This window comes from Nocardiopsis chromatogenes YIM 90109 (assembly GCF_000341185.1).
GTDB lineage: Bacteria > Actinomycetota > Actinomycetes > Streptosporangiales > Streptosporangiaceae > Nocardiopsis_A > Nocardiopsis_A chromatogenes.
On sequence record NZ_ANBH01000034.1, the window covers coordinates 69,987 to 91,585 of the forward strand.

At 73.2% G+C, this 21,599-nt stretch carries 18 protein-coding genes and 1 tRNA gene; 4 read left to right on the forward strand and 15 right to left on the reverse strand.

The window, feature by feature from the left end:
* Positions 1 to 6 precede the first annotated feature (6 nt).
* From D476_RS0103285 to D476_RS0103305, 5 genes are all read right to left on the reverse strand, one after another.
* The gene (locus D476_RS0103285; protein WP_017622557.1) at positions 7 to 1,677 is read right to left on the reverse strand and encodes an AAA family ATPase; all 1,671 of its coding nucleotides are present in this window, start codon (positions 1,675 to 1,677) and stop codon (positions 7 to 9) included.
* Between the two features lie 2 nt (positions 1,678 to 1,679).
* Positions 1,680 to 2,456 (reverse strand): Flp pilus assembly protein CpaB, encoded by a 777-nt coding sequence (gene cpaB, locus D476_RS0103290; RefSeq protein WP_017622558.1) that lies wholly within the window; start codon positions 2,454 to 2,456, stop codon positions 1,680 to 1,682.
* A 65-nt stretch (positions 2,457 to 2,521) separates the two neighbouring features.
* Positions 2,522 to 3,562, reverse strand: coding sequence for a hypothetical protein (locus D476_RS0103295; RefSeq protein WP_017622559.1), 1,041 nt, complete (start codon positions 3,560 to 3,562; stop codon positions 2,522 to 2,524).
* Between the two features lie 681 nt (positions 3,563 to 4,243).
* A complete protein-coding gene (locus D476_RS31935; protein ID WP_017622560.1) occupies positions 4,244 to 5,035 on the reverse strand; it encodes a DedA family protein in 792 nt (263 codons plus the stop codon).
* A gap of 169 nt (positions 5,036 to 5,204) precedes the next feature.
* Positions 5,205 to 6,926 (reverse strand): hydrogenase maturation protein, encoded by a 1,722-nt coding sequence (locus D476_RS0103305; protein WP_017622561.1) that lies wholly within the window; start codon positions 6,924 to 6,926, stop codon positions 5,205 to 5,207.
* 241 nt (positions 6,927 to 7,167) lie between these two features.
* On the opposite strand from D476_RS0103305, the gene D476_RS0103310 reads away from it, so the two are divergent.
* Complete coding sequence (locus tag D476_RS0103310; RefSeq protein ID WP_017622562.1) at positions 7,168 to 7,395, forward strand: hypothetical protein; 228 nt, start codon at positions 7,168 to 7,170, stop codon at positions 7,393 to 7,395.
* Positions 7,396 to 7,464: 69 nt separating this feature from the next.
* On the opposite strand, the gene D476_RS0103315 is transcribed toward D476_RS0103310, so the two are convergent.
* The 9 genes from D476_RS0103315 to D476_RS0103355 all read right to left on the reverse strand — a co-directional run bounded on the left by D476_RS0103315 (position 7,465) and on the right by D476_RS0103355 (position 17,921).
* Positions 7,465 to 8,628 (reverse strand): phosphoenolpyruvate carboxykinase (ATP), encoded by a 1,164-nt coding sequence (locus tag D476_RS0103315; RefSeq protein ID WP_017622563.1) that lies wholly within the window; start codon positions 8,626 to 8,628, stop codon positions 7,465 to 7,467.
* Positions 8,629 to 8,680: 52 nt separating this feature from the next.
* Positions 8,681 to 9,034 carry a SelT/SelW/SelH family protein gene (locus tag D476_RS31940; RefSeq protein WP_017622564.1) on the reverse strand — a complete coding sequence of 118 codons (354 nt, stop codon included), beginning with the start codon at positions 9,032 to 9,034 and terminating at the stop codon, positions 8,681 to 8,683.
* Positions 9,031 to 10,143 (reverse strand): hypothetical protein, encoded by a 1,113-nt coding sequence (locus D476_RS0103325; RefSeq protein WP_017622565.1) that lies wholly within the window; start codon positions 10,141 to 10,143, stop codon positions 9,031 to 9,033. The genes D476_RS31940 and D476_RS0103325 overlap by 4 nt, the downstream gene beginning before the upstream one ends.
* Positions 10,144 to 10,369: 226 nt before the next feature.
* Positions 10,370 to 10,445 (reverse strand) — tRNA-His (locus tag D476_RS0103330).
* Between the two features lie 79 nt (positions 10,446 to 10,524).
* Positions 10,525 to 11,169, reverse strand: coding sequence for an oligoribonuclease (orn, locus tag D476_RS0103335; protein ID WP_026123187.1), 645 nt, complete (start codon positions 11,167 to 11,169; stop codon positions 10,525 to 10,527).
* Between the two features lie 177 nt (positions 11,170 to 11,346).
* Positions 11,347 to 13,305 (reverse strand): hypothetical protein, encoded by a 1,959-nt coding sequence (locus tag D476_RS39605; protein ID WP_026123188.1) that lies wholly within the window; start codon positions 13,303 to 13,305, stop codon positions 11,347 to 11,349.
* Positions 13,306 to 13,365: 60 nt separating this feature from the next.
* Positions 13,366 to 14,061 (reverse strand): hypothetical protein, encoded by a 696-nt coding sequence (locus D476_RS0103345; protein WP_017622567.1) that lies wholly within the window; start codon positions 14,059 to 14,061, stop codon positions 13,366 to 13,368.
* 191 nt (positions 14,062 to 14,252) lie between these two features.
* Positions 14,253 to 16,037, reverse strand: coding sequence for a substrate-binding and VWA domain-containing protein (locus D476_RS0103350; protein ID WP_017622568.1), 1,785 nt, complete (start codon positions 16,035 to 16,037; stop codon positions 14,253 to 14,255).
* 162 nt (positions 16,038 to 16,199) lie between these two features.
* Positions 16,200 to 17,921: a substrate-binding domain-containing protein gene (locus D476_RS0103355; protein ID WP_017622569.1), complete on the reverse strand. Its 1,722-nt coding sequence runs from the start codon at positions 17,919 to 17,921 to the stop codon at positions 16,200 to 16,202.
* A 256-nt stretch (positions 17,922 to 18,177) separates the two neighbouring features.
* Between D476_RS0103355 and D476_RS0103360 the strand changes: the two genes are divergently transcribed.
* Positions 18,178 to 18,717, forward strand: coding sequence for a hypothetical protein (locus tag D476_RS0103360; RefSeq protein WP_017622570.1), 540 nt, complete (start codon positions 18,178 to 18,180; stop codon positions 18,715 to 18,717).
* An 82-nt stretch (positions 18,718 to 18,799) separates the two neighbouring features.
* Positions 18,800 to 19,705 carry a TrmH family RNA methyltransferase gene (locus D476_RS0103365; protein WP_017622571.1) on the forward strand — a complete coding sequence of 302 codons (906 nt, stop codon included), beginning with the start codon at positions 18,800 to 18,802 and terminating at the stop codon, positions 19,703 to 19,705.
* On the opposite strand, the gene D476_RS0103370 is transcribed toward D476_RS0103365, so the two are convergent.
* Positions 19,600 to 20,304 (reverse strand): PadR family transcriptional regulator, encoded by a 705-nt coding sequence (locus tag D476_RS0103370; protein ID WP_026123189.1) that lies wholly within the window; start codon positions 20,302 to 20,304, stop codon positions 19,600 to 19,602. The genes D476_RS0103365 and D476_RS0103370 overlap by 106 nt on opposite strands.
* Before the next feature lie 226 nt (positions 20,305 to 20,530).
* Between D476_RS0103370 and D476_RS0103375 the strand changes: the two genes are divergently transcribed.
* Positions 20,531 to 21,430, forward strand: coding sequence for a 2-hydroxyacid dehydrogenase (locus D476_RS0103375; protein ID WP_017622573.1), 900 nt, complete (start codon positions 20,531 to 20,533; stop codon positions 21,428 to 21,430).
* Positions 21,431 to 21,599: the final 169 nt, after the last annotated feature.

Consider the following 21,599-nt stretch of genomic DNA (forward strand, 5'->3'; position numbering starts at 1 on the left):
CGTCGGTCACCGTTCGTAGATGATTCGGGACTCCCCGGACACTTCCCAGGAAGAGGTCGTGTTGGGGAGCACGACCGGCATGGCCAGCACCGCCTTGGCGTACGATCCGTTCTCCCGGTGATCGATCTCGACATGGAAGGTGTCGGAGTTGTCCCAGGGGGCCCGGACCCGCTTGGATGCCTCCCCGGTGATCTTGCCCAGGTCGTTCGGGGTGACGGCGGCCTGCCGGGCGGCCTCGTTGGCCGCGTGGCCCGCGTACATGCTGGTGATGCCGTACAGCACCACCTGCCACACGAGAAGGGCGGACATGAGGAGCAGCGGGGTCAGCGCGGCGAATTCGACGAACTGCGCGCCCTTGTCCCCCGTCTTCTGCTTCTTCTTCCGCTCCTTCTTCTCCTTCTTGGGCTTGGCCGCCTTGTCCGCCTTGCCCTTTCCGAAGAGGCCCTTCTTCCGGGGGACCTCGGGCATCTGGTCGGCCTCGGGGGCGCCCTGCGGCGCGACCAGGTCCGGCTCGGGGGCGGCCTCCAGGACGCCCAGCTCGGCGGCGATCCTGCTATAGGCCTTGAGGAGGTTCTGGTCGGTGATCCGGCGCGGGTCGCCGGTGTTCGACGCCTCCTCGAGGCTGCGGAAGATCGACGGCACGGGCGTCGGCACGAGGTCGACGCCGATGAGCTTGCGCGCGAAGTCCGGCTGGATCTCGTTCTGCCGGCTGTGCCGCAGCAGCAGCGCCTTGACGTTCTTCTTCTCCCGCACCTGCAGCCGCTCCCACATGGAGATCAGCCGCTGGCCCGCGCGCAGCGCGGGCAGGTCCGGAGTGGCCGTCACCAGGCACGTGTGCGCCAGTTCGCAGGCCATCGCCGTGGCGTCGGTCATGTACGAGCCGCAGTCCGCGATCACCAGCTCGTAGCGCGAGTTCAGGCTGGCGAGGATCTGCCGGGCGACGGTCTCGGTGACCTCCTCGCCGCGTTCTCCGTCCCGGGGCGCCAACAGGATGTGCATGCCCTCGGGGTGGACGTAGAGGGTCTCGCCGAGCATCGACCCGCTGATACTGTCGGCCGCCTGGACCAGGTCGACGATGCTCCGCCGGTGGTTCAGGTCCAGGTAGCCCGGGATGTCGCCCTTCTGCAGGTCCAGGTCGACCAGGCAGACGGACCGCCCGGCCTGGGCGGCCGCACGGGCGAGCTGGATCGTCAGGGTGGTGGTGCCGATTCCGCCCTTGGCCCCGGTGAGGGTGATGATGGTGCCGCGCCGACCGGAGGCCGGGACGTCGGCGTTGGCCTCCTCGAAGTGCCGGCGCAGCGTCTGCGACCACTCCGCGGCGTGGCCGACGCGCGCGTCGAGCTCGCCGATGGTGCAGTCCTGCAGCATCACGCCGCGGGCGCCCGCCTCCATGACCCGGGTGAACTCCTCCGGGTCGGACTCCTCCACCATCAGCAGGATGGCCAGCTGGGGGTGGTTGCGCGCGACGTCGCGGATCAGCTCCACCGCCGGCAGCGGCCCCAGGTCCTCGTGCACGATGAGCACGTCGAGGTCGGGCATGGACCGGAGTGTCTCGCTGAGCTCGGCATAGGACCGGTGGATGCTGACGATCTCGCAGTCGCCGAGCTCGTCGAAGCGAACCGTCAGCGACGTCTCCAGCTCCTGGCTGGGGACGCCGATCATGACCTTGTGGCTCATGGCTAGTTCGTGTCTCCCTGCGCGCCCTGCTGCTGTTCCTCGTCGGAGTCGTCGGCCTGGGCCTCCTCTTCGAGGTTCTGCTGGTCGCTGCTGCAGAACTGGATGTTGCCCGGGTCGCCGGCGCCCTCAGGGCTGAGGAGCGCGAGCCGGAGCGAAGCGGAGAAGGCCTCGGCGTAGGTGAGCTGGAGGCTGTCGTCGGGGTTGAGCCGGAAGGTGACCGGGACGGTCGCCGAGGTCATACCGGATTCGTCGGTGCTCTGGCCGACCTGGCCGACCTCCAGGACCTCGACGTCGGTGAGCACGCGGGTGGCACAGCTGTCGCCCTCCCCGTCGGAGGGGAAGGTGGCGTAGATGTCCACCCGGGACTGGCGGCTGACCTTGCCGGCGACGCCGGTCTCGGCGTTCACCATGATGGCGATCTCCCGCTCGCCCGCCTCCAGCTCGGGGGCGGGGATCACCATGCTGGTCTGGAGAAGCGACCCCTCCGCGATGTAGGTGGAGGAGACCGGGGTGCGGCCGGGCTGGTCCAGCACCTGGTCCAGGTTGGAGATGAAGGTCTCCTCGTCGAAGAAGCGTGCGGGGACCTGGTGCTCCTCGACCATGTCCTCGGTGATCGGCTGGTACGGCGACACGTCCTGGGTCAGCCGCAGGGTCGAGCGGTAGGTGCCCAGTTCCCGGTTGATGCCGTTCACGTAGGAGACCACGGTCAGGAAGACCGCGACGGCGCCGATACCGGCGACGATCATCAGCAGGAGGCCGCGTCGCTGGCGGGGGTTCATACGCTTTTCGTTCCTAAGGGAGAGGGGGCAGGGACTCGGATTCGTGCGGGCGGGTCGTGCCGCGCTCAGGTGCTCGGCGGTCCGGTCGGTGACGAATGCGGAGGGGCCGCGGTGTTCGGCGGCCGTCCCGGCGGGGAGACCGGGGCCTGCGGGCCGCTGGGGTGGCCCGCTCCGGGGGGTGCGGGCCGACCGGCGTGAGGCGGCTGCGGTGCGGCTCCGCGCCGGGGCTGCTGCGGTCCGGTCGGGCCGCCCTGGCGCTGGGCGCCGACCCAGGCGGGGCGGATGTGCTCGCCGGTGCTCTCGGTGGGCGGGGCGGGGACGTCGGCGCCACGTGTGGGCGGGCGGCCGACCGAGGGCTGGTTGACGCTCCCGCAGTACGGGCACAGAAGGCCTGCCACGAGCTCGCGGCACCACGTGCAGGTGGAGGGGCGGATCGCCCGGGGGGTGCTGGTCAGCGCCTGGGGGTGGGCGCTGAAGACGATGAACTCGATGTACTTGCGCACCCCCCAGTACTTGGAGCCGAGCGGCTGCTCGGGAAGGGCGTTCAGGGACACGGCCTTGAGCGCGGGCGTGAGCTGCTCGTTGAATTCGTCCAGGCTGTAGCCGTCGGGGCGGCAGACCAGGACCTGGACGGGGTCCAGCGGCCGGCTCGGCAGGTTGGGGCGGGGGTCGCGCTTCCTGACCCGCCCGACGCGCTTCACCGGGGCGTTGAACGCCAGGAACGTGGTGCGCGGGATGAAGGAGCCGAGGTGCTGCTTGAACGTGATCGGAATGGTCGCCAGGTTGTTCACCCGCTTGAGCCACGCGCCCGCGAGCACGTGCCCGCACAGCTCGTCGGCCAGGGCCGCCGTCACCCCCGCCGGAAGGTAGGGGGCCATGTACGAGAGCTGGTCGGCCACCAGGGAGAGGGCCAGCGGGGAGATGTCGAGGGGGATCTGCCCGATGTCGTCGGTGAGCAGCGCGCCGCGGGCGAAGGCGATCACGCGTTCGGCGGTTTCGGCGTTCCATTTGGCGTACAGCGCCGTGACCTTGCGCCCCTGCTCCAGATTGGCCCGAGCGAAGTCGATGAACGCATCGGCCTGCTCACCCTTGTCCTGGCCGGCCATGGGGAAGCGCTCAGCCTGGTGCGCCCCGAGCAGGCCAGTGCTGGGGTAGTCGCCGAGGAGGGCGACAGCGCTGACACTCCTGGAGGAACGGGTGGTCACTTCAGCGAACTCCCATGAATCGAGGGGGATGGGGACGTACGGCGAGTCGGGATGGTCGCGCTGTTTGGGAGGAATCCGTGGTGGAATAGCCTACTGCGCTCGTCTGGGCCCGTGTGTTCACCGCGGTGCGCTGTGTACGGACGGTCCTGACGGTGGTCCCTTCTGTCGAGCGGCCGGCTGCTCCGGGGGCGACCGGTGCTCCGGTCGCGGCCGGGCGGGTGAGGTGAGCCTGAACTGCGGCGGGCCGTTCCCCCGGTACCGGGGTAGACGCCGGCGGCGGGGGAGCGGTTCCGTCCTGTCGCGGAACCGCAGGTGAACCCTCTGCGTACCGTCGCCGTGCGGGGAAGGGGTGCTCCTGGCCGATTCCGGCCATGAGGGGGCGGTTCCGGACAGGGTTGAAGGGGGCGGGTCCCGGGCAGGCACCGTCGTCCGCAGAGGCGCGTGGAACCGCTGCAGGGGGCCGGTGAAGCGGGTCAGCCGTCCAGGTCCGAGAAGGGGACGCTCACCGTGAAGGGGAACTCCAGCCCGAGGGCCCCGTGTGGGTGTCCGCCGGGCGGTAGGTCGGGTCCGCGGGGACCGCCGTCAGTCGGACTTCGGGTCGGAGGCGGTGGCCTCCTCCGTAGGGTCCGGAGGGGGACTCGTCGCTCGGCCCGCCCTTTTGGCGCCCAGGTAGGCCATCACGAAGATGATGCCCAGGCTGATCCACAGCGCGTAGCTGTCGATCGCCGTGATCAGCTCCACCCCGGCCTCGCCCGCCGTGTAGCCCGCGGCCACCACGACGGCCGACATGGACATCGAGCCGAGGACGTTGAACACCAGGAACGTCCCCAGGCGCATTCCCGTCCAGCCTGCCAGGGCGTAGACCAGGGCGGTCGGCACGCCGGGCAGGACCGCCAACAGGACCGCGCCCTTGAGGATCCACGGGTTGAACTCGTGCGCCTTGGCGGCGAAGGCCTTGGCCCGGTCCCCCTGGGCGAACATGTTCACGATGCCCTGGCCCCACTGGCGGCCGGTCCACCAGAACAGCCAGTCGAACTTGGCCATGCCGACCGTTCCCGCCACCAGGGCCAGCCACAGCGGGTACTCGCCCACGGACGCGAAGGCGGCCACCGCGCCCGTCGCCGCCTTGCTCCCCGTGACGAACGCCAGCGCCACCGGGGCCTGCGCGATCAGGAACGGGCGCGCCGGCCATAGGGCGAGCATGAGCAGCATGATGCCGAGGATCGTTCCCGCCAGCGCCTTGTCCGTGCGCGTCGCCTTGCCGCGCCAGGGGAGGTAGGGGCGGTCGTCGGGGGCCGTTGAGGGGCGTGGGGCGGGAGCGGGCTCCCGGGGGCCGGCTTCTTCCTGGCCGTCGGCGGCCGGGGTGTTCGTCATACCGGAATCGTCTCGTGAACGGCGCACTCCCGTGTAGGCATTCCGGTCATGGACGGCCGGTGACAGGTGGCAGCGCTCTCGTCTGACATCTGTCATGGGGCGCTCCGGCGCCCCGCCGGAGCGCGGCCGGTCGTCGGGGGAGCGGGCGTCGACGACCGGCCGCGGTCCGTCAGACCATCACGTCGCGCATGATCGGCGCCCGGTGGTCGGCCAGGTGCGCCGGGGTCGCCTCGGCCTTGAGCTTGTGCACGAACGCCCTGCGGGCCCCGCGGAACCCGCTCCGGTCGTCGAAGATGTCCCGGCTCATCTCGGCCAGCTCGGCCACCCGGTAGGTCTCCAACGGGCGGCGGCGCTCGTCGGCCTCGCGCAGGTCGTTCTTGGCCTGCAGCACACGCTCGTAGTTGCCGCGGTCGGCCAGGCGGCGGGCGTAGGCCAGCGCCGCCTCCTCGAACTCGCCCCGGGACCCGCCCAAGGCCGTGTCGGCCAGCCCCAGCTCCACCGCCTGCTCGGCGCCGATGGGATGGCACTCGCCGGTCAGCGCGGCCGCGGCGGGGTCCCCCACGCGGCGCGGCAGCACGTAGGTCCAGTACTCCGAGCCGAACAGCCCCATGGTGGCGTAGTGCGGGTTGAGCACCGCCCCCTGCCGCACCAGCACCCGGTCGGCGCCCAGAGCCATCATCACCCCGCCGGCCCCGGCGTTCCCGCCCACCGAGGCGACAGTGAGCTGCGAGGAGCAGGTGATGATCTCGTAGCACACGTCGTCGATGGCCTGGATGTTGCGCCACGCCTCGCCCTCGGGGTCCTCGGCCGCCTCGATGACGTTGAGGTGGATCCCGTTGGAGAACACCTCGCCGCCGCGCAGCAGCAGCACACGAGTGTCCTGGCGGGCCGCGTGCCGCAGCCCCGCGGCCAGCCGCATGCACTGCTCGGTGGCCATGGCGCCGTTGTAGAAGTCGAAGGACAGCACGCCCACCGCGCCGCTGCGCCGGTAGACGATCTCGCCGTCGCCGTAGCCGCGGTCGGAGGGCTGCACGCTCGGGTCGGCGTTGGGCACCCGGTCGATGAGCGCGCCGAGCGCCGTTGCCGCCGGAAGCTTGATCGCGCCGGGTTCGCCCGGCGCCCCGACCTTCAGGTGGCCGATCCACAGGCTGCCGTCGCCGGTGGCCACGAGCACCCGGCCGTCGCTGCGCGCGGCCACGGTGCCGGGCTCGGCGGAGATCCGCGGCCCCTCGTCGGCGTCGAACACCCGCACCTCGACCCCGCACAGCTCCGTGCGCACGCCCGGCGCCCCGTCGGCGGCGCGGACCTTGCGCAGGATGCGCGCGGTGGGGTCGCTCCACGCGAAGGCGCGGTCCTCCTGGCGCATGGTGGGGCGCAGCCGCCCCGTGACCTCGGGCCGTTCGTAGTCCAGGGGCTCCGGCAGGAACCACGGGTCGGCCGCTTTGGCGACGACCTCGTGCACCAGGGCGATGGCCGCCTCGGTGACCGGCCCGTTGTACACCGAGCTCTTCTTCGGCGGCTCCGCGGGCAGCGGAAAGGTGCGCGACCCCCAGATGGGCCCTGCGTCCATCTCCTCGACGGCCTGGAGGGCGGTCACCCCCCACTCGGGTGCGCCCTCGTCGACGGCCCAGTCGAGGGAGGAGGGGCCGCGGTCGCCCGGCGGACCGGGGTGCACGATGACCGTTCTGTGGTTCTTCCATATGCGTTCGGGCACGCGTTCCTTGAGGAACGGGCAGATGATCAGCTCGGGCCGGGCCAGCTCCACGGCCTCGACCATGGTCTCCTCGTCGATGGCGAGCTCGACGGACACGTCGTGTCCTGCGCGTCGGAGCTCGATCCAGGTGCGCTGGCTGAGGCCGTTGAAGGCCGAGCACAGCAGGAGGATTCGCACGGAGGGCTCCCTTCGGGGGCGGGGAAAAGGGGAGGCGGACGGCGGCCCGCAAGGGGCGAAGGTCACAGAATGTGCCGTCTGAGGCCACTGTTCCGGACCGCGACCATTGTGGCGGAAGTTCCGCCGTGGCCATGCCATCACAGTCTGTGGGGATCCGGCGACGGGGGAGCCCGGTCGGCACCGCCGTTCCTGAGCGCGCAGCGCGTTTGCGCCGCGCGTCCGCGGGGGCAAGGGTGGGGGCATGATCGACGACGAGCCGCCGCTGCGCTGCCCCCTCTGCTCGTTCGGCTTCGTGGAGGACTACCTGGTGCCGATGCCGCTGGACGGCTCCCGATTCCGCATGTGCGAGGAGTGCGAGGCCGTCTGGGAGGACGGCGAGGACGTGGAGGCGGCCTCCGCGCAGAACCTCCTCTGGTACCTCCAGGACCGCGGCCTCCAACCGTGGCTGGAGGACGTGCAGCGCGCCTAAGGCGTCATTCTCGGCCCCCGGCCCTACGGTGCGACGCCCCCACGGCCCTCGCCGCGTGCTCATCGGTCGTCAGCGTGTCGACCGGCGGGCCTGGCCGAGAAGCGCGCCCCAACGGCTCTGAGGGGACGCACGGAGCGCGCGCTCCACGGGAGTGCAGTCGTCCGCCGTGAGAACGCCCGGCCCGGTCACGGTGAACGCCGGTACGGCCGCGATCGCGTGCATGGCCGCCTCCCTGCGCTCCGCACCGGACGCGGTGCGGTCCGGTACGACTCCGTGGCGGAACGCGTCGGCGGCCGTGAACGCCGACTCCAGGAACGAGGCGGCACGTTCGGCGTCATGTTCTGTCGGCGCGAGCACGGTCCGCTCGCCGGGGCCGATGTCGGGGTAGACGACCGCCCGGACCGGGGCCCGTGTCCCCACGGGCGGGGGCGGGAAGCGCCGCCGGAACCCCTCGGGCGGGACCGCGTACTTGCCCAGAGGGGAGAAGGCGTGCGCCGGGTCGGGCCTGTGGCCCGGGTCCAGCCCTGCGGCCCGCATGAGATCCGGATACTTCGCCAGGGTGCCGAACCCCAGGTGCGGGTAGTCCGGCCACCCGGAGCACAGTGTGGGCCCGCCGTCCGCCCCCGGGTGCGCGACCGTCTTGTCCCCGCTGAGCACGCGGGCTCCGAGGGCGTCCGCGAGCTCCAGGGCGACCGTGCTCTTGCCCGCCCCCTTGGCCCCGGCGACCAGCACGGCGCCGCCGTGGGTGTGCACTGCGGTCGCGTGGAGCACGGCCGCGCCCTGGTTCTCCTGGTGCTTCTGTACGGCGTCGCGCACCAGCTCGATCAGCTCCAGCCCCGGCTTCCGGCCGAGCACGACGTCGATGCGCGCGCGTGCGGCGTCGAGGGCGATGAGCGTGCCGGAGCGTGTGCAGGTGAGCATGTCGACGGGCCCTGAGGGGCCGCGGCCGGTGCGGTGGAGCGCGCTGATGGTGAAGAACTCGGCGGTGCTCTTGCGGAGGAACACCTCGCGGGCGGGCGAGTCCGGAACGGTGGTGCCGAGGTCCTCGGCGCGGGCCGCGACCCGCAGTTCGGCGAAGGGGGCCGCCGCCTCCGGATCACCGTCGGGCTCGATGCCGAAGTGTGAGGACAGGAAGCTCAACAGGGGATCGGCGTCGACGCCGTCGTAGAGGCGCAGCGCGAGGCGGCTGTCGAGGTAGCGCAGAACGAAGGCGGCAGTGGGCCGCGGGGCCATGCGTGCTCCAGGTGCTCGTTCGGGGTGCCGCGCGGGCGGGCGGCGGAGGCCGTCAGCCGGTGCGGTCGGAGTGGCCGAGCGCGCGGCCGGGCGCGACACGGTCCCGGACGAGCTTCTTCAGGTCGGCGGCGTCGGTGAAGGCCGCGTCGCTGGTGCGCGACCAGATCACCTCGCCGTCCAGGCGCACGTCGAACACGCCGCCGCTGCCGGGGACGAGCGCCACCTCGCCCAGATCGGCCTCGAAGGTCGTCAGCAGCTCCTGCGCCATCCACGAGGCGCGGGGCAGCCAGCGGCACCGGGTGCAGTACTCGATCTCCAGCCGGGGGCGCGCGACGGGCGCGTCCTGCCCGGTGTTCTCTCGTTCGGACCCCCCGCCAGTATGGCGGGGCGGCCCGGGGGCGGTCACTCCCGGGGGTCCTCCGAACCCGTGAAGGGGCTGGGCAGGGGCGTCCCGTTGGGGGCGAGGGGCAGCCCCTCGGGAGGACGGGGCCAGGCGGCCGGTCGGCGCGGGGCCGGAACGGCCGGTACCCGGGACGGGGAGGCGGCGGGCGGCGCCGCGGCACGGCGGTCCGGCGCGCGCGGGGCGGGAGCGCGGTGGCGGGCGGCCTGTGCGGAGGACGCGGCGGAGGGGAGCGTGTGGGCCCGCGAGCGGCAGAACGGGCAGACCTCACGGTCCACCGGCTGGCCGCACCAGCGGCAGCGCACCGTGCGCAGGGCGCCCAGCGCGCGGGCCAGGGCACGCGGTCCGCTCTCGAAGGCGGCGAACTCGGTGTAGCGGCTCGTCCCCCAGAACAGCGCCCCCAGCGGCTGGGAGGGCACCACGTGCGCCGTCGCGGTGCGCAGCGCGGGCATCAGGTCGTCGTCGAAGGCGGGGGAGCCCGCGGTGCCGGAGCAGGCCGACACCTGGAGCGGGGTGTCCGGAGGCGAGGGGAGCGCGGGAAGCGACTCGCCCAGCTCCCCGTGGGGAATCCTCAGGACCTCGCCCCCGGGGCAGCTCAGGGCCAGGAACGCGCTCCGGGGGAGGTAGGAGGCCGCGCGGAGCGCGGTGGACGTCGGCAGCGCGCTCAACCCCGCGACACTGTGCAGGCACGCCCCGGCGAGCATGTGCCGGGGAAGCTCTCCGGCCGCTGCGGCGACGGTGCCCGGCGGATGGAACGGGGCGAGCCCGGCCAGGCGGTCGGCCAGCACGGAGAGCGCGAGCGGGGAGAGGGGCAGCGGGATCCCCGCGATCTCGTCGCTCAGTGTCCGGGAACGCGCGTGGACGAGCGCGTACCGGGCCGCGTGGGGCCGCCAGGCGGGGTAGAGGGCGACGATCGCCCGTCCCGCCCGTGCCTCTTCGACGGCGAACTCGATGAACCGCCCGGACCGCTCGGAGTGGGAGCGCCCCCGAAGGGCGAAGCGCCGGGCCCGTCCGCCGTCGGTGCGGCCGGTGGCGGGCGCGTCCGCGAGTAGCGCGACGGTGCAGGCCCGCGCGGCGGGCGCGGCCGGGTGAGGGGCCGGACGGGGCAGCGTCACCGGCGGACTCCCAGAGGTCGTGTCGACGTTCGCGGGGAGCGGGCCCACGTGCCCGAATGGTAACCGAGCCGGGCCCGGCGCACCCGGTCCGCTTCCGGCCCGGGGAAGGAGGGGAGGGATCGCCCGGAGCGGGGTACGCACACCCGGGCCCGTCGGCGTCCGTCCGGCCCCCGCGGCACAGCGAAGGGCCCCGGCCATCGTCTCCGATGACCGGGGCCCTTTCACCTGGGGTGAGTGAGGGGACTTGAACCCCCGACTTCTTGGACCACAACCAAGTGCTCTGCCAACTGAGCTACACCCACCATGGGTGCGGGTTCCGCCGGTTCGACCGGCTCTCCGCCCGCACAGGTAGAGTCTAGCGGACTCCGGCGGGTGCTTCGGTCATTTGTCCCGGCCGCCCTCGGAGTCCGACTCCTGCCGCAGTCCCGTCCCGCCGCCGGCGATCTCGGCGGACAGCGACCGGACCGTGGCGGTGTCCGGTCCCGGCGGGGCGACGAACGCGGCCGCGCGGTAGTAGCGCAGCTCCTGGATGCTCTCGGTGATGTCGGCGAGCGCCCGGTGGCCGCCGTGCTTCTCCGGGCTGTTGAAGTACACCCGCGGGTACCAGCGCCGCAGCAGCTCCTTGATGCTCGACACGTCCACCATGCGGTAGTGCAGGAAGCCGTCGATGCGGGGCATGTCCCGGGAGATGAACAGCCGGTCGGTGGCGATCGAGTTGCCGCACAGCGGCGCCTTCTTCGGCTCGGGCACGAACCGCTTGATGTACTCCAGGACCCGGTCCTCGGCCTCCTGGAGCGTCACACCGTTGTCGAGCTCGTCGATGAGCCCGGAGTCGGTGTGCATCTTGGTGACGAAGTCCCCCATGTGCTCGAGTGCCGACTGCGGAGGCTTGACGACGATATCGATGCCCTCGTCGAGCACGTTGAGCTGCCCGTCCGTCACGATGCACGCGACTTCGATCAGCGCGTCGTGCTCAAGGTCGAGTCCTGTCATCTCGCAGTCGATCCACACCAGGGAGTCATTCATACCGGACAGCTTAGGCCCATACGCGACGTGCGGTTTTACAGCGGCGTCTCGTGCGTGCCCGCGGTCGGGCGGCGAAAAAGGGAGGGCCGGTCCCTTCCAGGACCGGCCCTCCCCTCGGGCGGTACCGCCTCCCCGGCACGTCCCGCGCCCCTTCGGGCACCGGACGTCAGGCGGGGATCAGACGCCGAACAGCAGCCACACCACGTCGACCGTCCCCGACAGCTGCAGGGCGACGCCCGCGACGACGAGGATCAGCAGCAGCACGACGAGGACCGTGCCGCAGCCGAAGCAGCCGCAGCCGCCCTTCTTCTTCTCCTTCTTGCGCCTGCCGCCCCGGCCCTGGGGGGCCTGGGGCGCGCCGCCGCCCGCGGGCCCCGGCGGGTGCCCATAGGGTGCCGGGGGGCCGCCGTAGGGGTTCGCCGGGTCCGGCGGCATCGGGCCGGGGCCGGGTCCGGGGCCCTGCGCGTGCGGGGGCGCCATCGGGCCGCCGGGACCCGCGTGCGGCGGGGGCGCGTCGGGACCGGGACCCCACCCCGGCGGCGGGCCGGGCGGGCCCGGATGGGGCGGATGGGGCCCGGAGGCGCCGGGGTAGGGGTGCTGTGGTCCGGAGGGCGGGCGTCCCTGGTCGGGGCCGGGGCCCATCGGGGCGCCCGGGTACGGCGGTGGCCCCTGGCCCGGTCCGCCGGGCATGCCGGGACCGCCGGGGCCACCGGGGGCGCCCATCGGCCCACCGGGTCCGGGGTACGGCGGCGGGGGCTGGTCGGGCCCGCCGGGTGCGCCCATGGGGGCGCCGGGGTAGGGGTGCTGCGGTCCGGAGGGCGGGCGTCCCTGGTCGGGGCCGGGGCCCATCGGGGCGCCCAGGTACGGCGGCGGCTGGTGTCCGGCGCCGGGCTGGGGCCCCGACGGGGGCATGCCCGGGTCGGGGGTGCCGGGGCCGCCCATCGGTCCGCCGGGGCCGGGGTAGGGCTGCTGAGGGCCGGACGGCGGACGGCCCGGTTCGGCCGCGGCCGCCGCGCCGGGGTAGGCTCCGCTCGGCCCGCCGTAGGGCTCCCCGTAGTGCTCGCCGGGGGCGCCGGGAGCCCCGGGCGTCCCGTCCGGGGCCGGGTTCCGGGCGGCCTCCTGCGCCTGCTCGGCGAGGCGTTTCCGCTCCTCCTCCTGGCGCTTGGCCTCCGCCTCCTGCCTCTTGCGGTTCTCCTCCTCGGCCTTCTGCCGGGCCTCCTCGCGCTGCTGCCTGCGCTCCTCGGCGATCTCGGAGAGGCCCTCCTTGAGGTCGCCGAAGAAGCGGTTGAAACCGCCGCGCTTCTCATCGCCCTCGTCGACCCCGCCGGACTCGGCCAGCGCCGGATCGTCGGGGTTGAAGACCGCCGTGCGGGGCGCTTCGGCCTCGCCGGGCTGGAACACCGCCGTCCGCGGCCCCGAGACCTGGTCCGACAGGTCGTCGGTGCGGTCGGGGAGGTCGCCGGTGAGGTCGCTCGTGCGCTCGGTGTCCCCCGCGGACGGGTCGACCCGCATGGTGGAGTCGATCGGCTGGTCCTGCCCCGGGGAGGAATGCGAGGCGGTGTAGGAGGCGGCTTGGGCGGGGTCGATGCGCATGGTGGACCCGCCCAGGTCTGCCGTGGGTTCCTCGTTGTCCTGGGGCGGGGGTGGGGGTGTGTTGTGTGAGGCGGTGTAGGAGGCGGCTTGGGCGGGGTCGATGCGCATGGTGGACCCGCCCAGGTCCGCTGTGGGTTCCTCGTCGTTCTGGGGCGGGGGTGGGGGCGTGTTGTGCGAGGCGGTGTAGGACGCCGCTGCCGCCGGATCGATGCGCATCGTCGACGGCTCGTCCCCGATGGCGCCGCCCGTGTCGAAGCCGCCCCCGGTCGGGATGGTCGACTCGCCCGGCGCAGGGGTGAACGAGGAGCTCTGGGAGGTCGGGATCGTCGCCTCGTCCGGCGCCGGGCCCCGGCCCCCGCCCAGGTCGGCGGTCGGTTCCTCGTCTTCGTTCGCGGAGCCCGCGGCCGCACCCCCCGACGCGTCCGGCCGCAGATCCGCCAGGTTGCGGACGTGCTGCGTCCACTCCTGACCGTTCCACCACCGGAGCCGGCCGTCACCGCCGTGCGGGTCCTGGTACCAGCCTGGCTCGATCGATCCACCCATGGCCGACAGACTAAGGGGTACGGCGACCTTGCAGGTCCCCGCCGGTGGCCTCCCGGGGACTCAGCGGCCGAGCGCGTACGACTCGGAGAGCGCCCCCTGGGCGGCCTCCGGGTGCGCCGTCCCTTCCTGTCCCTCCTGCAGCGGCGCCGGGCGCCCGCGCGGGCCGGACAGGCGCGCCCTGGGGCGCTCCCGGGCGGCGTCCAGGAGGCGGTGGACGTCGATCGCGCCGGGGCCGTGCTCGGCCGACCCCGGCACCTGCGATGCGCCGAAGTGGCCCGAGCGCCCCCAGGCCCGCTCCGCGGCCGGGTCGCGCACCGGCGTCGCGAACGGCGGCGGGGGACCGGGCGGCCACGCGCGCGCGACCTCCCAGACCGCCAGCCACCTGAGGATCGCCTCGACCCCGGTCAGCGGCCCGTCGGTGAACGGCTCCTGCGCGCGGCCCACCACGGCGACGATGACGCACGTGCGCCCTTCGTGCGCGTGGTCGGTCCCGTCCCCGGGCAGTTCGCCGCTGGCCGGGGCGGTGGCCGGGAGGAGCTGAACGGTCTCGCCGGTGAGGGGGTTCCACACCAGGTGCGCGGTGCGTCCCTCGGAGTCAAGGCGCTCGGCGGTCGCGCGCGCGGTGAGCGCCGCCGGATCCGACTCCGTGGTCCGCCATACCGCCCGGGGCGCGCCCCCGTGGAAAGGCCCCTCCGGGGTGAAGGAGCACTCCACCCTCCCTGCGCCCGGCATCCATGCGTCGGCCACGGCCGCCACCCTCCGTCGCACAGCACAACCACTCTTCTGAGTACGCGAGGCGGGGCGATTAGTCCATAGGTCCCGGTGGGTGGGGAACAGGGATGTATCGGTCACGGGCACCGGGTTTCGGTCCGAATATCCGGACCGCCCATGGCCGAATCCGGCCACGGGCGGTCACGGGTGCCGGGGACCGGCGTCGCGGTCCGGGATCAGGTGCCCTCCTGCCCCTGCTGGTTCTCCAGGCGCTGGGAGAAGGCCTGCAGGAAGATGTCGCCGATCTCGGCGGGGTTCTCCGTCTTGTAGGCCTCGCCGCCGGTCAGCTCGGCCACCTTCCGCATCGGCTCCAGGTCGATGCCGGGGCCGAAGGCGATGGTGAACACCGGGATCGGGTGGTGGGGGTTGGACTCCTCCTCGATGGTGGAGGCCAGCTCCTTGAGCGAGACCCCGTCCGGGTCGTCGTTGTTGCCGTCGGTCAGCATCAGGATCGCGTTGACCTTGTCGGACTTGTAGGAGGCGGCCATCTCCCGGTAGGCGGCCAGGTAGGTGTCGTACAGCCCGGTGTTCCCGTCGGGCACCGGCTCCAGCCCCGCCAGCTCGGCGGCGACGTCCTGGCGGTGGGTGGCGGTCTCGGTGCCCTCGCCCGCCAGCTCTTCGACCGGCAGCAGCTCGCGGTGGTCCTGGTCGCCGTCGAGGGTGGTGGAGAACTCCCACAGCCCCAGCTCGGTGCGGTCGTTGAACAGCGACAGCCCCTGGTCGGCGGCGGCCGTGGTGACCTGCATCCGGCTCATCCCGGTGCCGGGGACCTCCTCCAGCATCGACCCGGACACGTCCACGATGGTCAGCAGCCGCGTCCCGAGCTTGAACTGGTTCCAGGCCTGGGTCAGCCGCTCCACCGTCTCGTTGTTGGGTGTGGGCAGGTTCTCGGGGATGTCGGCCTGGAACCCCTGTTCGTCGGGGAGCGCCTCGGAGTCGGCCTTCCCGTCCGCCGTGCGGAAGCCCTCCCGCTGGAAGCGCTTCTGGGCCGCGTCCTCCTCCAGGGCGCCGCGGAACACCTGGGCGGCGCGCGTGGTCAGCGGGTCGTCGGTGCGGGTGACGTACGGGTAGTCGAGGCTGTAGGAGCCGCTGTCGGGGTAGCGCACGCGCGCGGGGGCGTCGGAGTGGTCCTGGTTGTAGCGGGCGGCGGCCTGTTCGGACAGGACCAGGACGGGGGAGGCGCCGTCGCCCGCGCTCTGCTCGGCGAACGCTTCGAAGGCGGCCTCTTCGCTCGGGGTGGCGCCCTCCTGCAGGGCCTGGATGGCCGCCACCAGCTGGGCCTGTCCCTCCTCGTCCCCGCCGCCGACGGCGTCGGAGACCAGGGCGAGCGTGGCCAGCCCCGAGGAGCTGCGGACCGGGTCCACCAGCCGCACGTCGGTGGCGTCCTCACCTTCGCCGGGGGCGGCGGTGGGCACCAGCGCCTTCCAGGAGGCGTCCCCGTCGTCCTCCTCGGCGACCTTCTGGGGCTGCGCCAGGACCAGCGGAGACGTGGCCACGGAGGTGCCGGTGTCGTTGACGACGCCGTCCCCGGAGTTCTCCGTGACGAAGTTGACCCACAGCGAGGAGTCGGGGATCCACACCTGGGATTCGGTGTCGCCCATGGTGGGGCCGCCGCCGGTGATGCCGTAGGCGACGTCGGCGGAGGCGACCCCGCGCGCGCTGACGCGCACGCACTGGCCGTCCACCGCGTAGTCCTGCTCGTTGAACTCCTGGGCCACCCCTTGCACGGCGGTGGTGAGCTCGGGGCTCACGGCGACGTCGAGGGTGATGTCCTGCCCGCTGCAGCCGCTCTGGTTGAGGAAGATGTAGGTGCCGGTGAGGCCGACGGCCAGGATGATGGCCGCGGCGGAGGAGAGCGCGGCGACGGCCCCGCCGCGGCGCCGGCGCCGCCGGCTGCGGCCCTCGGCACCGCGCGGGTCGGCGTCTCCGTCGTCTGCGTGATTACCGCGGTGGCGTCCCAAGGTGGTCCTCGATGTGGTGTCGGGGGTGGGGTATGGGGGGTTTGTGACGTGTGCCTCGTAAGGTTAGCGAAGTCCGATTACCGGGTGATGGCTGGTCATGGCCGGAGGGCGAGTTCCGGTCCATCTCGGTGACCCGGTTTCGGTTGTCGGTTCCCGGGAGGCTCAGGTGCCGCAGTCGGGCACGCACAGCCGCCGCGAGATGGAGCTGAGGAAGATGTCGCCGATCTCCCCGGGGTCGTCGGTGACCGACAGGGTGCCGCTGGTCGCGTCGGCGATCCCGGCCAGCTCCTCGCGGTCGGACTGGGCGCCGAAGGCGATGATGAACAGGGTCACCGGCCGTTCGGGGTCGAAGCGGTCCTGCAGCTCGGCGACGAGCTCGTCGTGGGAGATGTCGCTGGAGCCGCCGTCGGACCCGGCGGTGAGCACGATGACCGAGTTGATCCGGTCCTCGTCGTACCCGGCCTCCACCTCCCGGTAGGCGTCCAGGATGTTGTCGTAGAGCCGGGAGCCGCCCCCGGCGACCTCGATGTCGCGGGCCACCTCCTGAAGCTCCTCGCGGCGGGTGGCGCCCTGGGCGCCCACCGCCTCCTCCAGCGGGCCCGGCGGGGCGGTGACCTCGCGCCCGTCCGCGCCGAACTCCTCCGACATCAGCCACAGGCCCATGTCGGTCTGGTCGGGGAACAGGGCCAGCCCGGTCTCGGCGGCGCCGCGGGTCACCTCCAGGCGGCTGGGCCCGCCGTTGAGGTCGTCGGCCATCGCCTCGGACACGTCGGCCAGCACGATGGTGCGCGAGTGCATGGACAGCCGGTTCCAGTCGTCCAGCGAGGTGAGCAGGGCGTCCCCGGTCAGGTCGTCGTGGGTCTCGGGGACCTCGGCCTCGATCCCGGCGGCGCCGGCCAGCGGCCGGGCCGCCGTCCCGTCGGGGTCGCGGAAGCCCATCTCGCGCATGCGCTCCCGGTAGGCGGGCCGCTGCAGGATCTCGTAGAGGTCGTCGGCGGCCCGCCGCATGCGCGGGTCGTCGCCGGTGGCCACGAACGGGTAGTCGAGCATGACGGTGCCCTCGGGCGGATACAGCGCGTTCAGCGGCGTGTCCGGGGACCCGGCGTTGTAGGCCGCCACGGCCTGCTCGGGCAGGACCGCCAGCGGCGCGGCCTCCGGGTCCGCGGAGGCGGGGAAGAGCCCGGCCGGGTCGATCTCGCCGAACGCGGTGTCGAGCTGGACGTCGCGCACGAAGTCGGTCATGGCGGTGTCGGCGTCGTCCCCGGTGCCCAGCTCCCGGCGGACCGCGTGCATGGCGGCCATGCCGTCGACCCCCCGGTTGGGGTCCACCATCACCAGCGGCCGGTCGGGGTCGCGCCCGTCGGGCAGCAGCAGGTCCCAGGCGGTGCCACCGGACCCCTGCACGCCCTCCGCGCCCTCGGGGGCGGCCAGTACCACCGGGGAGGCGGCCAGGGAGCGCGGCTCGGTCTCCACGGTCTGCGCGCCGCTCTCGGAGACCCGGGCCAGCTCCACCCAGGCCGAGGACTCGGGCACCCACACGTCCGGGCGGACCGTGGAGCCGCCCGGCCCGCCGGACAGCTCGGTCATGATGCGGTGCGGGGCGGTCTCGTCGGCCTGGGCCAGCACGCAGACGCCGTCGTAGGAGTTCCGGCGCCCGTTGAACTCGTCGGCGGCCTGCCGCATCAGCGGCGCCATGCTCAGCGTGCTGGAGATGCGCAGGTAGCGCGTCTGTCCGCAGTCGGCCAGGCGCAGCGCCGCGGGCACGGCGAGGCTGGCGGCGGCGATCACCGCCACGGCGATGGCGGTGAGGCCCAGGGGTGAGGTCAGCGCTTTGCGGGTGCGGGACCCGCCGCGCCGTTCGATGCGGTGTCGGCCGCTGGACACGGGGCTTCTCCGGGGGTGGGGCGTGCTTGGCGCGACCTTACTGTCTAGTAGGGGGCGAGGAGAAGGGGCGGCCGTGCGCGGGCCGGGTGGCACCGGGTCCGGTGGGAGTGGCTAGTATGCGTGGTCGGTGATCGACGCGTGCCGGACGCACCGGGGAGGGCCCCGGAGCGCAGGGGGGATCCGGGGCGGACGGGCGAACCGCCGTCTTTCGCGATCACACCGGAAAGTAATCGTCCGACTACGTAGAGTGGCATCCATGTCCAAGCAGAACCCCCGGCGCCGGTCCCCCCGCGCGATCGGCCCTGCCGTGCTCGGGGCGGTGTGCGCCGGCGGAGCCGTCGCGTGGGTGCTCGGCGCGGTCCTGTCCCTCCTGCCGACCCCGCCGGAGACCGGGGCGTCGGCCGCCGGGTCGCTCGACACCGTCAGCGAGTCCGTGCAGGAGGACCCCGAGGCGCCCACCGGCCGCCTGCAGGTGCGGCTCACCACCGAGGAGCGCGCCTACATCCAGAACTTCACCTGCACCGGCGAGGCCTCCGAGGACCCCGGCGTCTGCGCCGACCTGGCCCTCGTCCAGGCGGAGACCGCCGAAGGGGACGGCATCGGGCTGTTCGACGAGGTCCCCGAGGACGCCGTGTGCGAGGAGGACCACGACTACGGGCCCGGGCAGGCCCACGTCGTCGGCGAGTGGGACGGCGAGGAGATCGACACCGAGGTCACCCGCGCCGACTCCTGCGAGGAGGTCCGCTGGCAGCGCCTGCGGCCCCTGATGGACGCGGTGGCCGAGACCTCGCCCTGACCCGCTGCCGTGCCGCGGGCGCCCGCGGCACGCCCGCCCGGACCGCGCCGGGGCCCAGGGGCGTGGGCGACAATGGTGGCCCATGGACGCCATCGAGGTCACCGATCCCCGCGACCCCCGCCTGGCCGACTATGTCGGGCTGCGGGACGTCACCCTGCGCAAGAGCCTGGAGTCCGAGAACGGGCTCTTCATGGCCGAAGGGGACAAGGTCATCCGCCGCGCGCTGCGGGCGGGGTACGCGCCGCGGTCGCTGCTGCTCACCGAGCGCCGCCGCGAGGCCCTCGGCGACCTGCTCGACGGTGTGCTCGGCCGGGGCGACGCGCCCGTCTACATCGTCTCCGAAGAGGTCGCCCGAGGCCTGGTCGGATTCCACCTGCACCGCGGCGCCCTCGGATCGTTCCACCGGCGCCCCCTGCCCGCGGCGGGGGACGTCCTCGAAGGGGCGCGCAGCGTCGTCGTCCTGGAGGACATCGTCGACCACACCAACGTCGGCGCGATCTTCCGCAGCGCAGCCGGGCTCGGGGTCGACGCGGTCCTGCTGTCGCCCCGGTGCGCCGACCCCCTGTACCGCCGGTCGGTGAAGGTCTCCATGGGGTCGGTGTTCACGCTCCCCTACGCCCGCATGGACGACTGGCGCGAGGGGCTGGGGGAGCTGCGCGAGCGCGGCCTGCGCATCCTCGCCCTGACACCGGGCGAGGACTCCGTCCCGATCGGCGAGGCCCTGGCCCAGGAGGCGGGGCGGCCGACCGCGCTTCTGCTGGGCACCGAGGGCGACGGGCTCTCGTCGCGCTGGTTGGACCAGGCGGACGCGCGCGTGCGCATCCCCATGGCCGGGCGCGACGTCGACTCCTTCAACGTCACCGCGGCCGCGGCGATCGCCTGTTACGAGTTGGTGCGCTGCTCGGCCCGGGAGGGGTCCGAGGCGGACGCGCCGTCGGCCTCCCGTGAATCGTCGGAGCCTTCGGTGTCCGCGTCCCCGGGGGTGTAGAGCAGCTCGTCCAGCTCGGACAGGACCTCCTCGGCCAGGTCGCGCTCTGCGGCATAGCGCCGTTCGGCCCACGAGGTCACCAGGGTCGCGTAGCGGTGCCGGGTGTAGTCGTGCTCGGCGATGCGGTTGGACGCCTCGGCGGAGGCGCGCATCTCCTCGGAGCGGTCGCGGTGCTCGGAGACGATGTCCCGCAGCCGCTCGGGATCGGCGTAGGCGCCCAGCCAGACCCGCAGCATCGCCCCGTTGCGGGCGGTGGGGTACTCGACCGGGACGTCGCGGATCCACGCCGCCAGCGCCTCCCGCCCCTCGGGGGTGATCTCGTAGCCGCGCTTGGCGCGGGCGTTGCGCGTGCCCACAGGGGCGTCGGCGACCGGGACGCTGCGGTGGCGCACGTAGCCGTGGCGCTCCAGCCGCTGGAGTTCCGTGTAGATCTGGCTCATCGCCGGGACGCTGTGGAAGTAGCCGAGGATGTTCTCCGCCCACTGGCGGAGCTGGTAGCCGGAGAGCTCCGTCCCGAAGGAGAGCAGCCCCAGGATCGCCCAGGAGTTGACCGGGAGCGAGGGGCGGGGGACGCTGCGAGCGGTATCGGTCGTCGGCATGGCGATCACCCTACGTCACGAAGCACAGGGGCGCTCTGGGGCCAAAGGGCCGTGATCCGGGGCCCTGACGGCCCTGTCGGCCCTGGTGCCTCCGGCGTGCGCACGGCTTGGATCGCAGCGCACCGGCGCACCCCCGCCCCGAACGCCCCTGATAGCGTCCCACCTCGGACGGACCGGGCCGCGTCCGGCCCGGTCGGCCCGCCGCTGCGCGCCCCGAGGAGGAGACATGCCCGACCGGGTCCTGGTGCCCTGGGAAGAGAACCTGTCCGCCGTCCCCGAGGGGTTCGACGGCGCCGTCTTCGACGGGCGGGGAGAGCCCGGGGACCTGTCGGACGTGGTGTTCTACGTGATGCCCTACGGGCGTGACCAGCGGGTCGACCTGCTGTCCCGCATGCCCCGCATGCGCGTGTGCCAGCTCCTCACCGCCGGGTACGAGACCGCGGTTCCGCACCTGCCGGACGGGGTGGTGCTGTGCAACGCGCGCGGGCTGCACGACGCCAGCACCGCCGAGCACGCGCTCGCGCTCATCCTCGCCGACCGGCGGGACCTTCCCCGGTGGTCCGCGGACCAGCGCGCGCAGACATGGAACCCGCACTACACGCGGTCGTTGGCCGGATCACGTGTCTTGATCGTCGGCCACGGCAGCATCGGCCGAGCGCTGGAATCGCGCTTGGCACCCAATGAGTGCGACATCGTGAAGGTCGCCCGCACGGCCCGGCCGGGGCAGGGCGTCCACGGGATCGGGGACCTGCACGCCCTCCTGCCGGAGGCCGACGTCGTCGTGCTGCTCACCCCGCTCAGCGAGGAGACGCGCGGCCTGGTGGGGGAGAAGGAGCTGGGCCTGATGCGCGACGGTGCGCTGGTGGTCAACGTCGCCCGCGGGCCGGTGCTCGACACCGCGGCGCTGCTGAAGCAGGAGGGCCGGATCCGGGCGGCGCTCGACGTCACCGACCCGGAACCGCTCCCGCAGGACCACCCGCTGTGGACCGCGCCGAACGTGTTCGTCACGCCGCATGTGGCGGGCGGCTCGGACACCTTCTATCCCCGCGCGCGCAGGTTCATCGATGAGCAGCTCCGCAGGTGGGGAAACGGTGCGCCGCTGGAGAACGTGGTCCTGGACGGCTGAGCGGCGGGGGTTCCTCCGCGCTCACGCCGCCGCGGGCGCGACGGGCTCGTCGAAGTCGATGCGGTGGTCGAAGATCCAGGAGTGCCCCTTCCTCTTGGCGATCATCGGTATGACCACCGACATGAACGCGTCCCGGACGAAGGCCTGCACCGCCCCTGTGGCGAGCTTG